This is a genomic window from Hydrogenophaga pseudoflava NBRC 102511 (assembly GCF_001592285.1).
GTDB lineage: Bacteria > Pseudomonadota > Gammaproteobacteria > Burkholderiales > Burkholderiaceae_C > Hydrogenophaga > Hydrogenophaga pseudoflava.
The window spans coordinates 100,759-114,136 of the sequence record NZ_BCWQ01000017.1; the positions used below are offsets into that span (position 1 = coordinate 100,759).

The window sequence follows — 13,378 nt, forward strand, 5'->3', positions numbered from 1 at the left end:
TGCATGAATCAATCCCGAAAATGAAAACATCACCAACCCCAAGGGATTGGTGCGCTTTGCAGGGATTGATGGGTGCGCGGAGCTACCGCGCGGTGAGCCAATCCCCGGTCAAACCGGGGATGTCCACCGTGGCCGATCAGGGCGGTCTATGAGCAAAGAATCCGACCATGGGCGAGGTCGAGGCAGAACCACCGAGCTGGCTTGAACGCACCCTGAAGAGGGCAATGCTTGCAAGGCCATGGAGCAACTGGCGTGGCAGGTTCCGCAATCGAAATCGGGCGACACGGCGCCAGCGGCCGACTGGTTGGCAGCAGACTCTTCGGCGATCTGGTGCTGGTGGGCGTGGTGCCCGAGATGCTGCACCGTGGCATCCTGGTCGTGCGCGCAATAAGACCCCGATGCAGCCCAGGACAGCTGCAGCGGCATCCACATCATCAACACGACTAGCAGCCAAGAACGCATGATGGAATTGTAGTGGTTGGCCTTCATGAAAACCGGTCAAAACCCTAGCGGCCTGAATCGCGGGCTCTGCTGATGGCGTCTGCAATGTCCTGCCGCACGGGCATGGGCTGGAAGGCGCTGATGTTCGAGCGGCCGCTGTTGCCCAGGGGCAAGCGCCCCAAGGCATGTCCCAGAGGAACCAGCATCAGGCGGACGATTTGCCCGCGGACTTCGGCCCAGTTTCGGGTGCGCCATCCAAGCCCCAGCATCAGCACATGTGTCTCCAGGTGCGGATAAAGCCGCGTCTGGCCCAGCACATGCAGGGCTTCCAGCAAAAGCCAGCGCTGCCCGGGCTGGGCGTCGCTGGATTGCTTGTAGCTCGACAGCAGCCGCATGTACACTGCAGCATCGAAATCAACGGTGTGCGAAGTGTCAGTGGGCGTGACCATGGTGATCATTCACTGTCAGTTCACCACGGGCCTGCCGGAGCACCTGCCAGCCGGCGTGAAGGGCGAGCACCGCCATCAGGCTGGCCACGCTCAGGTCTGGCCATGCTTTTCCGGTTCCGAACACCCCCAATGCGGCCAGAAACACCGCCACATTGCCGATCGCGTCATTGCGCGAGCACAGCCAGACGCTGCGCATGTTGGCGTCGCCTTCGCGGAAGGCGTAGAGCATCCAGGCCACGCCCACGTTGGCGGCCAGCGCCATGATGGCCACCACGCCCATGGTCGGCGCATCAGGCGTTCCCCCGTTCCAGATCGACCAGATGGCCTGGCCCAGAACAAACACCCCAAAGCCCATCATGCTGACGGCCTTGAGCATGGCGGCACGCGCCCGCCATGCCAGTGCCGACGCCAGCACCGCAAGAGACACGCCGTAGTTCAGCGCGTCACCCGCGAAATCGATGGCATCGGCAATGAGAGACAGGGAGCCAGACGTGAATCCGGCCGACAGTTCAACAGCGAACATCGCAGCATTCACCGCCAGAGCGATCCACAAGACCCGGCGGTAGCGTGTCAGGTTGGCAATCTGGGTGGGCTTTGGGGTTTCGTGCTCACAGCAGTGGGCGGACATGGGAACTCCTGCAGGTACAGAATGAGGGCATTGGAAACCATGGAGCAACTACAGAGTCAAGTCTGCACCTCAAACGACCAGGGTCACCGAGATTTCCGAATTCGCTCGACTTCGCTTTTTACCAACTCGTAGAGCTGTTCCGGATCAGTAGAAGACAGCGGCTTCCCGTTGACGAAGAAGGTCGGCGTGGCTCGTACCCCGATAGCCTTCAGATCCGAGACATCCTGCGACAGCACGGTATCCACCATGCCAGAGGCAATATGCTGACGTGCCTGCGCTACGTCGAGGCCGGAAGACTGCGCAATGGCCCATGCGCGATCAATGGCTTTTGCCCCCTGACCCGTCCACGCCCGTTGCCCATCCAGTAGAGCTTCGAGCATGGGTTCAAACTTCCCCTGTGCACGAGCCGCTTCAAGAAGCCTAACCGCTTCCACTGACACTTCCCGGTGAAATGGCGTGTACCGAATCACCAGGCGCGTTTCACGTGGAAACGCAGCAAGGATCTGCTTGACTCGGGGATAAAAGGCTTTGCAGGCTTCGCATGCAGGATCAAAGAACTCCACGATGGTGACTGGTGCGTCCGTGGCACCAATGACTGGCGAGTGTGGTCGCACCATTGAACCGGCCTGCTCTGAGGCCTGCAAAGCCGCAGTCTGCAGGGTATGGCGCTGATAAAGAAAGACAGCAGCGGAAAACATTGCCAAGGCGATCAGCGCCGATAGAACGACGATGTGACGGCGGGTCATGTGAAATCCTCGAAGTGATGAGGTTGTTTGGAATCAAACAGCGGCAACCTCAGTTGCCATGCCCTGCATCAGGTAGAAACCTTGCTGTCCGGGGGCTTGAAAAATAGCGCCTGTGGCGCTGAAGGCAGCCAGACTTTCGATCTGCCCAGTGAGTATTGGTTCTCTGGGGCCAGCACCGCGAATCTCCATCGCGAACACACCCGCCATCTCGAACAAATACGTCACAAAGAGCTTGACTCTGTAGTTGGTACAGGGTGTGAAATTCTCGCTTCGAGTAAGGACCCATGGCAAAACACCACCACGAAAATCCGCCGATGCCCAACACACAACACGATCACGAAGCGTGTTGCGGGACCAATCATGCCGCAGTTGCTCGGCCGGACCCCACAGACGGGTCCTCTTGTTGTGCGCCCGCGACCCATGCTGCTCCCGATTCGGGCGGCGTTGAAGTGATTGCGCCGAACACCTTTCGTATCTCGACGATGGATTGCACGGTCGAAGAGTCGGAAATTCGCCGCGCCGTGGAGCCCATCTCCGGGATTCGCGGTTTGCACTTCCGCCTCCCACAACGGACATTGCGGATCGATGGCAGCAATGAGGCTGTCACCGCCGCGTTGACCGCCATCCGCCGAGCGGGCTTCGCGCCCGAAGCCGTGACAGCTTCAGCGGGTACGGATGTCACGGACCATGCTTCGCACGACCACGCATCGGGCACCGGCACGAGCTACGCACGGTTCGCAGCAGCACTGGTGTTTGCGATGGCCGCAGAAGGCATCTCCTTTTTCGCGCCTGAAACCATGGCCTGGAAATTGGTGGGCATGGCGGTTGCTGCCCTTGCCATCGGGTTGGCGGGTCTCGAAACCTATGCCAAAGGCCTGACCGCAGTTCGACATGGCAAGCTCAACATCAATGCCCTCATGTCGGTCGCCGTCACGGGCGCATTCGTCATCGGCCAGTGGCCGGAAGCCGCCATGGTGATGGCCCTCTATGCCATCGCGGAGCTTATCGAGCAGCGCGCGGTCGATCGTGCCCGAAACGCCATCAAGGGCCTGGTCGATCTCGCGCCCGATGATGCCGAAATCCAGCAACCTGACGGGAGCTGGCGCCGCATCAAGGCGACCGAGGTGGCGCTCGATGCCATTGCACGGGTCAAACCAGGCGAGCGGGTTGCGTTTGACGGCATGGTCACCAAAGGCAACAGCAGCATCAACCAGGCCCCCGTCACAGGCGAAAGCATTCCTGTCGATAAGGAGCCAGGCAGTTCAGTTTTCGCAGGCACGATCAATCAAAACGGTGAACTCGAATTCCGTGTGACCGCTGCGTCGAGCAACTCCACCCTGGCCCGAATCATTCACGCGGTGGAGGAAGCGCAAGGCACCCGGGCGCCTACCCAGCGTTTCGTGGATCGCTTCGCGGCCATTTACACGCCCGCCGTCTTTGTCATGGCCTTGGCGGTCGCTGTGGTACCACCGCTGCTGCTCGACTGGGCTTGGCTGACGGCGATCTACAAGGCGCTCGTGCTGCTGGTGATTGCATGTCCTTGCGCGTTGGTGATTTCGACCCCTGTCACCGTGGTGAGCGGACTGGCCGCCGCTGCGCGCCGAGGCATTCTCATCAAGGGAGGTACCTACCTGGAGGATGCCCGCCTCATCAAGGCCTTGGCTGTGGACAAGACCGGAACCCTGACCGAAGGCAAACCGAAACTGGTGGCATTCGGGGCGTGGGGGCAAGCCGAAGAAGCCCAGGTGCAGCGTTGGGCGAAAAGCCTCGCCGCTCGCTCCGACCACCCTGTGTCCAAGGCCATTGCGGCGGGGATCGATGGCGCTGCAGGAGACGTTGATCGATTCACCGCATTGCTGGGGCGTGGCGTCGAGGGCATGGTCGACGGCAAGGCCATGGTTCTGGGCAACCACCGCCTCATCCGGGAACGCAAGCAGTCCGATGCCCAACTGGATGCCGAGTTGATCGCCCATGAAACGCAAGGCCGCACCGTCACCCTCCTGGCGGACGACACCGGAGTCCTGGGCTTGTTCGCGGTGGCCGACACGATTAAGTCCACCTCCGTGGCGGCGGTTGCACATCTCCAGCGACTGGGTGTCACCGCAGTCATGCTCACAGGCGACAACGCGGCCACCGCGCAGGCAGTGGCGCAGGAGGCGAACATTGCAGATGCCCGTGGCGACCTCCTGCCCGAGGACAAGCTGACGGCCATCCAAGACATGCGCAAGCGCTATGGCCACACCGCCATGGCAGGTGACGGGATCAACGACGCGCCCGCGCTGGCGCAGGCGGACATCGGCTTCGCAATGGGTGGGGCCGGCACGGACACGGCCATGGAGGCGGCCGACATCGTCATCATGAACGACAACCTGGGCCGGATCGCCGAAACCATCGAGCTGAGCCGCAGAACGCACGCGATTCTGTGGCAGAACATCAGCCTCGCTCTGGCCATAAAGGCTGTTTTCTTCGTGCTGGCCGTGGTGGGTAGCGCAACGATGTGGATGGCGGTTTTCGCGGACATGGGCGCGAGTCTGCTTGTGGTCGGAAACGGCTTGCGCCTTCTGCGCCGTGTCAAACAGGGCCAAGGAGAGCCTGCGGCACTCAATACAGCCCTGAATCTTCGCTAATCATGTTTGTTCCGCAAGACGTCTGGCGCCAAGTGCATCACAGCAAGTTCACATGCGAATTTCGAGTCATACCGGTGAAAACCCCGGCGCCCCACCCCGAGGTCTGCGCGTGAGCGCCGCCCTGGCCCTGAACCAGGTGGCGTGTGTACGTGGGGGACGCACCCTGTTCAGCGGCCTGAATCTGCAGGTGCCAGGGGGCCAGTTGCTGCGCGTTGGTGGGGCCAACGGCGCGGGCAAGACCAGCCTGCTGCGCCTAATGTGTGGCCTGCTCAGCCCTACTGAAGGCGAAGTGCTGTGGCGGGGCAAGCCGCTGGCGACGCAGCGCGAACAGTGGGGCCGCGATCTGGTGTACGTGGGCCACGCCGCCGCGCTCAAGGACGATTTATCTCCGCTGGACAACCTTCTGACTGCCTGCACTCTGGGTGGCCAGGTTGTCACCCGGGCCGCAGCCTTGCAGGCGCTGACAGATGCTGGCCTGCGCGGCTTCGCGCGCACGCCTGTGCGCCGCCTCTCGCAAGGCCAGCGCCGCCGCTGTGGGCTGGCGCGTTTGGTACTGGCGCGGACTGCACCCCTATGGGTGCTCGACGAGCCCTTCAATGCCCTCGACACCGCCGCCACCGCCTGGCTCGAAGACCTAATCCGCACGCAAATGCTGCGCGGTGGCTCGGTGGTGCTCACCAGCCACCAGGGCGTGACGCTCGACGGCACGCCGCACCAGTTTCTCAGCCTGTGAACTCCGGCGAGACCACACTCCCGATCAATTCCGCCGCGCAGCAGGGCTGGCTGGATGGTTTTCTCTGCGTCTACCAACGCGACCTTCGCACAGCGTTGCGCCGGCCTGCCGACACGCTCACCGCCGTGGTCTTTTTCGTGATGGTGGTGAGTCTGTTTCCTCTGGGTGTAGGCCCTGAGTCCGCTCTCTTGCGCACCATGGCGCCGGGCGTGGTGTGGGTGGCAGCACTCCTTGCCTGCACGCTGCCGCAGGCACGCTTGTTTGCCGACGATTTGCAGGACGGCACGCTCGAACAATTGCTGCTTTCCACACACCCTCTGCCCATGATGGTGCTCGGCAAAATCGCGGCGCACTGGTGCGGCTCGGTGCTGCTGCTGGTGCTGGTGTCGCCGCTGTTGGCGTTGCAGTTCGACCTCTCCGCTTCGGCCACTAGCGTGCTGCTGCTCACCCTGCTGCTCGGCACGCCGGTGCTGAGTTTGGTGGGTGCGATTGGCGCGGCGCTGACGCTGGGACTGCGCGGTGGTGGAGTGTTGATGTCGCTGCTCACGCTGCCGCTGGTGATTCCGGTGCTGATCTTTGGCTCGGGCGCGGTGGAAGCCCACAACGCAGGGCTGGGTGTGGGTGGCCATTTTTCGCTGCTCGGCGCCTTGCTGCTGCTGAGCCTGTTTGCCGCGCCGCTGGTGACCAGCGCCGCCTTGCGCATCTCGATGGAGTGACCGATGGGTAAGAACACGCCTTTTTCAATCAACTGGTTCTATTACGCTGCGCCGCAGCGCTTCTATTCGCTGGCCGGCAGGCTGGTGCCGTGGTTTGGCGCGCTTGCCGTGGTGCTCACCACCATCGGCCTCTACCTCGGTCTATGGGTGGCACCCACCGACGCGCAGCAGGGCGAGGCCTACCGCATAATCTTCGTGCACGTCCCCACGGCCTGGATGTCAATGGTGGTGTACCTAGCCATGGCCACCTGGGCGGCCATCGGCCTGGTGTTCAACTCGCGCCTGTCGTCCATGATGGCCACGGCGCTGGCGCCCACCGGCGCACTCATGACCTTTCTGGCTCTGTGGACCGGCGCGCTCTGGGGCAAACCTACCTGGGGCACCTGGTGGGTGTGGGATGCGCGGCTCACCTCCGAGTTGGTGCTGCTCTTTCTCTACATCGGTTTCATGGCGCTGCACAGCGCGATCGACGACACCCGTCGCGCCGACCGCGCCGCCGGCTTGCTGGCCATCGTGGGCGTGGTCAACCTGCCAATCATCTATTTCTCGGTGCAGTGGTGGAACACGCTGCACCAGGGCGCGTCGGTGAGTATCACCAAGGCGCCGAGCATGGCCACGCCCATGCTGCTGGGCATGCTGGTGATGTCGGTGGCCTGCTGGATGTATTGCATCGCGGTGGCGCTGGCCCGGGTGCGCTTGATCATGTTGGAGCGCGAACGCCACGCGCCGTGGGCGCAACAGACACTGGGGAGCCTCGCATGAACAGCCTTGATGAGCTGCTAACCATGGGGGGCTACGGCCTGTATGTGTGGGGGTCGCTCGGCATGTGCGCGGCGGTGGTGGTTGCCGAGCTGATGGTGATCCGCTTTCGCCGCCGCCTGCTGGCGCAGGAAGCGGGCGACGAACGCGCTGCAGAGGAGACCACGACATGAAGCCCCGCAACCGCCGATTTGTGGCGCTCGCTTTGGGTCTGGCCACGCTTGGAGCCGCCACCGCTTTGGTGCTCAACGCCTTCAACAGCAACCTCGTTTTCTTCTTCAGCCCGACGCAGGTGTTGGCCAACGAAGCACCACGCGAGCGCAATTTTCGCGTGGGTGGTCTGGTGCAGCAGGGCAGCGTAGTGCGCGAGCCGCAGGGGCTGACCATTCGCTTCATGGTGACCGACACGGCCAAGAGCATTCCTGTGACCTACACCGGCCTGCTTCCCGACCTGTTCCAGGAAGGCAAGGGGGTGGTGGCGCAAGGCAAGCTGGGGGCCGACGGTGTGTTTCGCGCCGACCAGGTGCTGGCCAAACACGACGAGAACTACATGGCACCCGAAGCCGCCGATGCCGTGGCGCGCGCGCGCGCCGGACAGACATCCATCGTGATCCCCGAAGGAGCGAAACCATGATTCCCGAACTTGGCCATTTCGCCACCGTACTCGCGCTGCTGATGGCGCTGGTGCAAAGCGTGTTTCCGCTGGTGGGCGCGCACCAGGGTCGCAGCAGCTGGATGGCGATTGCTCGCCCGGCTGCGCAGGCGCAGTTCGGGTTGTTGCTGGTGGCCTTTGGTTGTCTGGTGCATGCCTTCGTTACCAGCGATTTTTCCGTGTTGCTGGCGGCGCAGAACTCGCATACCAGCTCGCCACTCATCTACCGCGTCACCGCCGTGTGGGGCAATCACGAAGGCTCCATCCTGTTGTGGACGCTGATCCTGGCGGGCTGGACGATGGCGGTGGCCCAGTTCTCGAAGCAACTGGACGACGCGATGCTTGCGCGTGTGCTCGGCGTTATGGGGCTGATCAGCGTGGGCTTCCTGCTGTTCACCCTGCTTACCTCTAACCCCTTCGAGCGGTTGTACCCGGTGCCACTGGACGGACGCGATCTCAACCCCTTGCTGCAAGACCTGGGCATGGCGATCCACCCGCCTATGCTCTACATGGGCTATGTAGGGTTTGTTGTGGCCTTCGCATTTGCCGTGTCGGCCCTGCTGGCTGGACGCGTTGACGCGGCTTGGGCGCACTGGTCACGCCCCTGGACCACCATGGCCTGGTGTTTCCTCACCCTGGGCATTGCGCTGGGTAGCTTCTGGGCTTACTACGAGCTGGGCTGGGGCGGCTGGTGGTTCTGGGACCCCGTGGAAAACGCATCCTTCATGCCTTGGCTGGTGGGCACGGCACTGATCCATTCGCTCTCGGTGACTGAGAAGCGCGGTGGCTTCAAGTTGTGGACCGCGCTCTTGGCCATTCTCGCGTTTTCGCTCTCGCTGCTGGGCACCTTCATCGTGCGCTCGGGTGTGTTGAGCTCAGTGCACGCCTTCGCCACCGACCCGGCTCGCGGCGTGTTCATTCTGGTGTTTTTCGCGCTCGCGGTGGGCGGCTCGCTCGCGCTGTTTGCCTGGCGCGGCCCTAAGGTGGGCGGTGGGGGTGCGTTCGAGCTGCTCTCGCGCGAAAGCCTGCTGCTGGCCAACAACATTCTGCTGGTGGTGGCTGCGGCCGCCGTGCTGTTGGGCACGCTGTACCCGCTGGTGATTGACGCACTTGGCATGGGCAAGCTCTCGGTCGGCCCACCGTACTTCAACGCGGTGTTCGTGCCGCTCATTGCACCGGCCCTGTTCCTCATGGGCGTGGGGCCGCTGGCGCGCTGGCGGCAGGCCTCGCTGGGCGATCTCGCGCACCAGCTGCGTTGGGCCGCTGGAGTGAGCGTGGCCAGCGCGATGATCGCGCCGATAGTGCTGCAGCGCTGGTCACCGCTCACCGGCCTGGGACTGCTGCTCGCGGTGTGGGTGGCGAGCACGGCGGTGCTCAACCTGGTGCAGCGCCTGCGCTCGCACCCGGCTTCCGCCTGGGGCGCGTTTCGCACCCAGCCGGGGAGCTACTTCGGCATGTTGCTTGCTCACTTCGGCGTTGCTGTGTTCATTGCCGGTGTCACGGTGGTCAGCAGCTTTCAGACCGAAAACGACGTGCGCATGGAGGTGGGCCAGACCGCCGATGTGGGTGACCACAGCATCCGGCTGGACGAGATGAAAATGGTGCAGGGACCGAACTACACCTCTGCACGCGCCACGCTCACCGTGAGCCAGGGTGGCGAGATGGTGGCGGTGATGCATCCCGAGCGCCGCGTCTACACCGTGAGCCGCATGCCCATGACCGAGGTGGCCATTGACCGGGGCGTGATGCGTGACGTTTACGTGGCCCTCGGTGAACCGGTGAGCGAAACCGCGTGGAGCGTGCGCCTGCACCACAAGCCCATGGTCAATTGGATCTGGGGCGGTTGTTTGCTGATGGCGCTGGGGGGGCTGATGGCCGTGATGGACCGGCGTTACCGCGTCCGCAAGGCGGCTGCCGTGGCACCGGCCGCGTCGCTCGTTGACAACGCGGGCGCGGCGGGGCCGGTGATGACTGTACGGAGCGCACGCCCATGAAACGTTATTTGTGGCCACTGGCCATCTTTGGGGTGATGCTGGGTTTTCTCGGCATGGGGCTGCAGCTCAACCCGCGCGACGTGCCGTCGCCACTGATCGACAAACCGGCGCCATCCTTTCGCCTACCCACACTGGCCGTGCCCGAAACGGTGTTCGCGCCCGAGGACCTGCGCGGCCAGGTGTGGCTGCTCAACGTGTGGGCCTCGTGGTGCGTGGCCTGTCAGCTGGAACACCCGGTGCTCATGGACCTGGCGAAAACCAGTGCCGTGCCGCTGATCGGCCTGAACTACAAGGACAAACGCCAGCTAGCGCTGAGCTGGCTGGGCAAACACGGCAACCCATACAAAACTACGCTGTTCGACGCTGACGGCCGTGTCGGTCTGGACTTCGGTGTGTACGGCGTGCCCGAGACCTATGTGATCGACAAGCAGGGCATGATCCGCATGAAGTTCACCGGCCCGGTCACGCCTGAGGTGGTGCGCGAGAAGCTGCTGCCGCTGATAAACGAACTCGGTGCCTGAACCCATGCGTTTGATGTTGATCGCCGTGATGTTGAGCTGGCTCCTGGTGCCTGGCAGCGTGGTCGCACAATCTCCGCTGGAGTCGAAGGCCACGCCCTTGTCGGCCGACCCCAAGTTGGAAGCGCGCGTGCTCAAGATCGCCGAAGAGCTGCGCTGCCTAGTGTGCCAGAACGAAACTGTCGCTGCCTCGCAGGCCGACCTGGCCAAGGACCTGCGCCAGCAGATCCGCGAGCAGCTCACGCAGGGCCGCACACAGTCCCAGATTCTGGAATTCATGTCACAGCGCTACGGCGATTTCGTTCTCTATCGCCCGCCGCTCAAGTTCAGCACCGTGCTGTTGTGGGTCGGTCCGTTCGCGTTGTTGCTGGTGGCCACTGGAGTGCTGTTGATGAACATCCGCCGGCGCGATCCGTTGACCGAGGCCGCGCCGCTGAGCACGGCGGAACTGCGGCGCGCCCAGCGCTTGCTTGACGAAGCTGGAGGCGCTCCATGATCGTGTTCTACGCCCTTGCGTTGGCGATGCTGGCGCTGGCTGTGTGGCCTCTGGTAAAGGTGGTGTGGCGCCCGTCCTCAACGCCCGACCGCCAGCCTGCATCAAGCACCAACATCGCTCTGCTGCGCGAGCAGCGCGCCCAGCTCGATACCGAATTGGCTGAAGGAAAAATCTCGCCCACCGAGCACACCCAAGCGCAGACCGAACTGGCGCGGCGGGTGCTGCAGGAGTCTGCCTCGACCCAGCGCATCGAACCAACATCGCCTCGCAGTGCCACTGCGCTCGCACTTATGGTGGCTGTTCCCGCGCTGGCCGTCGGCCTGTACTTGTATCTGGGCGAACCCGATGCGGTGCGTTATGAGGCCGAACTGGCCAAGGCACAAGGTGAAGTGTCGAGCAAGGACCTGGACGCCATGGTCCGCCAGATGGCTCAGAAACTCCAGAGTCGGCCACCGGGGCAGACGGCGGATGCGCCCGCCTGGGCCATGCTGGCGCGCGCTCACGCCAGCCGCCAACGTTTCGCCGACGCTGATCAGGCCTACCAACGCGCGCTCGAACTCACCCCCGACAACCCCGACCTGCTCGCCGACCGGGCCGATCTGCTGTCGTTGTTGCAAGGGCAAAACGCAAGCAGTGAGTCCATGCGACTCGTCAATCGAGCCCTGGTGATCGACCCTGGCCACCCCAAGGCGCTCGCGCTGGCCGGCAGCGCAGCCTACGGCCGGCAGGAATTCGAGCTGGCCGAGTCTTTCTGGCGGCGTGCGCGCGAGCGGGCCGAGCCAGGAAGCCCGTTTGCCCAGGGGCTGGACAGCAGCCTGGTGGCTGCGCGCGCCGGCATCGCCTCACAACAGGGGGAAGGGGAGCGCCTTGCGGAGAAAACCGCACCTGTAGCCAAGAGACCCACCACGGAGACGGTCGATCATCCTGGCTTGAGCGGTCAGATCAGCCTTTCGCCCGAACTGCGTTCAAAACTGGCGCCGGGCGACACCTTGTTTGTGTTCGCGCGTGCTGTGCAAGGGCCGCGCATGCCGCTGGCCGTGATGCGTGTGCCGGCCACGGCTGGCCCGGTGGCCTTTGCGCTGGACGACAGCAAGGCCATGACGCCCGAGCACCGCATCTCCCTGCACGAGCAGGTGGTGGTAGAGGCGCGCATCAGCCGCACCGCTCAGGCGCTGCCGCAAAGTGGTGACCTGCAGGGCAGCAGCGGGCCGGTGGCCAGCAACAGCTCCCAGTTGCAGATCAACATCAACACAGTGGTGCCCTGAGCCGGTCCGGTTCAAGCGCGCAAATCGAACCTTTCATCGATCAGGCGCACCATGGTGGCGGGCTGTTCTTTGTTCGCGATATGCCCCAGGCCATGGAGCTGACGGTAGTGTGCACCGAGCATGGACGCGGGCGTCGGTGGATTTGAGCGCAGTCCAAGTACGGTTAGTTGCTGGTTCTTTTGCCCGAAGGACCGATCAGCCGACCCAACCAACGAAGAAGAACAACCATCGCCTTTTCTCATTGATCCAATACCGGCGCTTTGACATGGGAACTCCTACAGGTAAAGGATGAGGGAACTGAAAACCCTGGAGCGGTTCCAGAGTCATGTCTGCACTTCAAACGATCTGAAAGACCCTATGCGTATCAAGGAACTGGCCCAAGCCACGGGCGTGGATGTGGAAACCATCCGCTACTACGAGAAGCAAAGCCTGCTGCCAGCACCGGCGCGCCAAGACAACGGCTACCGCGACTACACCGACGCCCACTTGGAACAACTGGCCTTCATCCGGCACTGCCGAGCGCTGGAGATGCCGCTGGCCGACATCCGCCGACTGCTGAGTGCGCTGGACGCCCCTGGCGAGCCGCACCCGGACGTGGACCGGCTGGTGCAGGAGCAGATCGAGCGGGTACGTGCGAGGCTCAAGAGCATGCTTGCATTGGAGAAGCAGTTGTTGCTGCTCAAAGCGAGTTGCGGGCGTTGTGACGACGACGCAGCCGATTGCGGCATCCTCAAGGAGTTGGTGGCCGCCGCACATGGTGAAGCCTGCGCTTGCCACTCGGTGAAGCTGTCCTGAGGCATCAGCACCTTCCCCCTGGCTGGGGTCAACGGGCCGGCTGGAACATGATGATGCCCATGCCGACCAGAGCCATCGCCACGCCCGCGATATCCCACACGGTGGGACGCACCTGATCGACAGCCCAAAGCCACAAAAGCGCCACAGAGATGTAGACGCCGCCGTAGGCGGCATACACGCGACCGGCCGCCGTGTCGTGCAAGGTCAGGAGCCAGGCGAACAAGGCCAGGCTCAGGAAGCCGGGCACCAACAGCCACATGGACCGGCCTTGCTTGAGCCACAGGTAGGGCAGATAGCAGCCGATGATTTCTGCCAGCGCGGTGGCGACGAAAAGCAGCAGGGTTTTCATGATGGCATTGTGCTGGCCGGTGGATAACCCAGAAAGACGTGCTGCTTGACTTTTTCTGGTGGTGCGTCCCGGCGTGCCGCCGTCGGGCTCTGTGGGCTGTGCCCCGCGCCCCATGCCGGGTCACGGCCATTCGGCTTCGATCCCTGCGCCTTCGGCCGTTGGCATCCCCCCGGCCTGCGCGCTGCGCTTGCTTGTCTCACGCCTGCTGTT

The 13,378-nt window shown here is 63.4% G+C and carries 16 protein-coding genes; 11 read left to right on the forward strand and 5 right to left on the reverse strand.

Translation table 11 applies throughout. The features are described 5' to 3' along the window. Positions 1 to 506: 506 nt before the first annotated feature. The 4 genes from HPS01S_RS18980 to HPS01S_RS18995 form a co-directional block, all read right to left on the reverse strand. The gene (locus tag HPS01S_RS18980) at positions 507 to 899 is read right to left on the reverse strand and encodes a DUF3703 domain-containing protein (RefSeq protein WP_241559595.1); all 393 of its coding nucleotides are present in this window, start codon (positions 897 to 899) and stop codon (positions 507 to 509) included. Further along, on the reverse strand, positions 874 to 1,518 hold the full coding sequence (locus HPS01S_RS18985; protein ID WP_066159781.1) for a cation efflux transmembrane domain-containing protein: 645 nt from the start codon (positions 1,516 to 1,518) through the stop codon (positions 874 to 876). The genes HPS01S_RS18980 and HPS01S_RS18985 overlap by 26 nt, the downstream gene beginning before the upstream one ends. A gap of 83 nt (positions 1,519 to 1,601) precedes the next feature. Continuing rightward, complete coding sequence (locus tag HPS01S_RS18990; protein WP_066159784.1) at positions 1,602 to 2,264, reverse strand: DsbA family protein; 663 nt, start codon at positions 2,262 to 2,264, stop codon at positions 1,602 to 1,604. A 33-nt stretch (positions 2,265 to 2,297) separates the two neighbouring features. After that, on the reverse strand, positions 2,298 to 2,489 hold the full coding sequence (locus HPS01S_RS18995; protein WP_127806698.1) for a hypothetical protein: 192 nt from the start codon (positions 2,487 to 2,489) through the stop codon (positions 2,298 to 2,300). 59 nt (positions 2,490 to 2,548) lie between these two features. Here HPS01S_RS18995 and HPS01S_RS19000 point away from each other — a divergent pair, with 59 nt between their 5' ends. The 11 genes from HPS01S_RS19000 (at position 2,549) to HPS01S_RS19045 (ending at position 12,819) form a co-directional block, all read left to right on the forward strand. Further along, a complete protein-coding gene (locus HPS01S_RS19000; protein WP_371836604.1) occupies positions 2,549 to 4,891 on the forward strand; it encodes a heavy metal translocating P-type ATPase in 2,343 nt (780 codons plus the stop codon). Between the two features lie 109 nt (positions 4,892 to 5,000). Then, a complete protein-coding gene (gene ccmA, locus HPS01S_RS19005) occupies positions 5,001 to 5,624 on the forward strand; it encodes a cytochrome c biogenesis heme-transporting ATPase CcmA (RefSeq protein ID WP_206610693.1) in 624 nt (207 codons plus the stop codon). A 50-nt stretch (positions 5,625 to 5,674) separates the two neighbouring features. Further along, positions 5,675 to 6,340, forward strand: a complete 666-nt coding sequence (gene ccmB / locus HPS01S_RS19010; protein WP_066159845.1) for a heme exporter protein CcmB — start codon at positions 5,675 to 5,677, stop codon at positions 6,338 to 6,340. Between the two features lie 3 nt (positions 6,341 to 6,343). Further along, positions 6,344 to 7,102, forward strand: coding sequence for a heme ABC transporter permease CcmC (gene ccmC / locus HPS01S_RS19015; protein ID WP_066159791.1), 759 nt, complete (start codon positions 6,344 to 6,346; stop codon positions 7,100 to 7,102). Beyond that, complete coding sequence (gene ccmD / locus HPS01S_RS21650; protein WP_084397547.1) at positions 7,099 to 7,272, forward strand: heme exporter protein CcmD; 174 nt, start codon at positions 7,099 to 7,101, stop codon at positions 7,270 to 7,272. Before ccmC ends, ccmD begins: the two co-directional genes overlap by 4 nt. Continuing rightward, positions 7,269 to 7,733 (forward strand): cytochrome c maturation protein CcmE, encoded by a 465-nt coding sequence (gene ccmE, locus HPS01S_RS19020; RefSeq protein ID WP_066159794.1) that lies wholly within the window; start codon positions 7,269 to 7,271, stop codon positions 7,731 to 7,733. Before ccmD ends, ccmE begins: the two co-directional genes overlap by 4 nt. Continuing rightward, the gene (locus HPS01S_RS19025; RefSeq protein ID WP_066159797.1) at positions 7,730 to 9,745 is read left to right on the forward strand and encodes a heme lyase CcmF/NrfE family subunit; all 2,016 of its coding nucleotides are present in this window, start codon (positions 7,730 to 7,732) and stop codon (positions 9,743 to 9,745) included. The genes ccmE and HPS01S_RS19025 overlap by 4 nt, the downstream gene beginning before the upstream one ends. Beyond that, entirely contained in the window at positions 9,742 to 10,266 is a 525-nt protein-coding gene (locus HPS01S_RS19030) for a DsbE family thiol:disulfide interchange protein (protein WP_066159800.1), read from the forward strand. Before HPS01S_RS19025 ends, HPS01S_RS19030 begins: the two co-directional genes overlap by 4 nt. A gap of 13 nt (positions 10,267 to 10,279) precedes the next feature. Continuing rightward, the gene (locus HPS01S_RS19035) at positions 10,280 to 10,759 is read left to right on the forward strand and encodes a cytochrome c-type biogenesis protein (RefSeq protein ID WP_241559596.1); all 480 of its coding nucleotides are present in this window, start codon (positions 10,280 to 10,282) and stop codon (positions 10,757 to 10,759) included. Further along, complete coding sequence (gene ccmI / locus HPS01S_RS19040; protein WP_066159805.1) at positions 10,756 to 12,024, forward strand: c-type cytochrome biogenesis protein CcmI; 1,269 nt, start codon at positions 10,756 to 10,758, stop codon at positions 12,022 to 12,024. The genes HPS01S_RS19035 and ccmI overlap by 4 nt, the downstream gene beginning before the upstream one ends. Positions 12,025 to 12,381: 357 nt before the next feature. Further along, positions 12,382 to 12,819, forward strand: coding sequence for a MerR family transcriptional regulator (locus HPS01S_RS19045; RefSeq protein WP_066159807.1), 438 nt, complete (start codon positions 12,382 to 12,384; stop codon positions 12,817 to 12,819). A gap of 28 nt (positions 12,820 to 12,847) precedes the next feature. Here the strand turns inward: HPS01S_RS19045 and HPS01S_RS19050 are convergent, their stop codons facing one another. Then, entirely contained in the window at positions 12,848 to 13,168 is a 321-nt protein-coding gene (locus HPS01S_RS19050) for a YnfA family protein (protein ID WP_066159809.1), read from the reverse strand. Between the last annotated feature and the right edge of the window lie 210 nt (positions 13,169 to 13,378).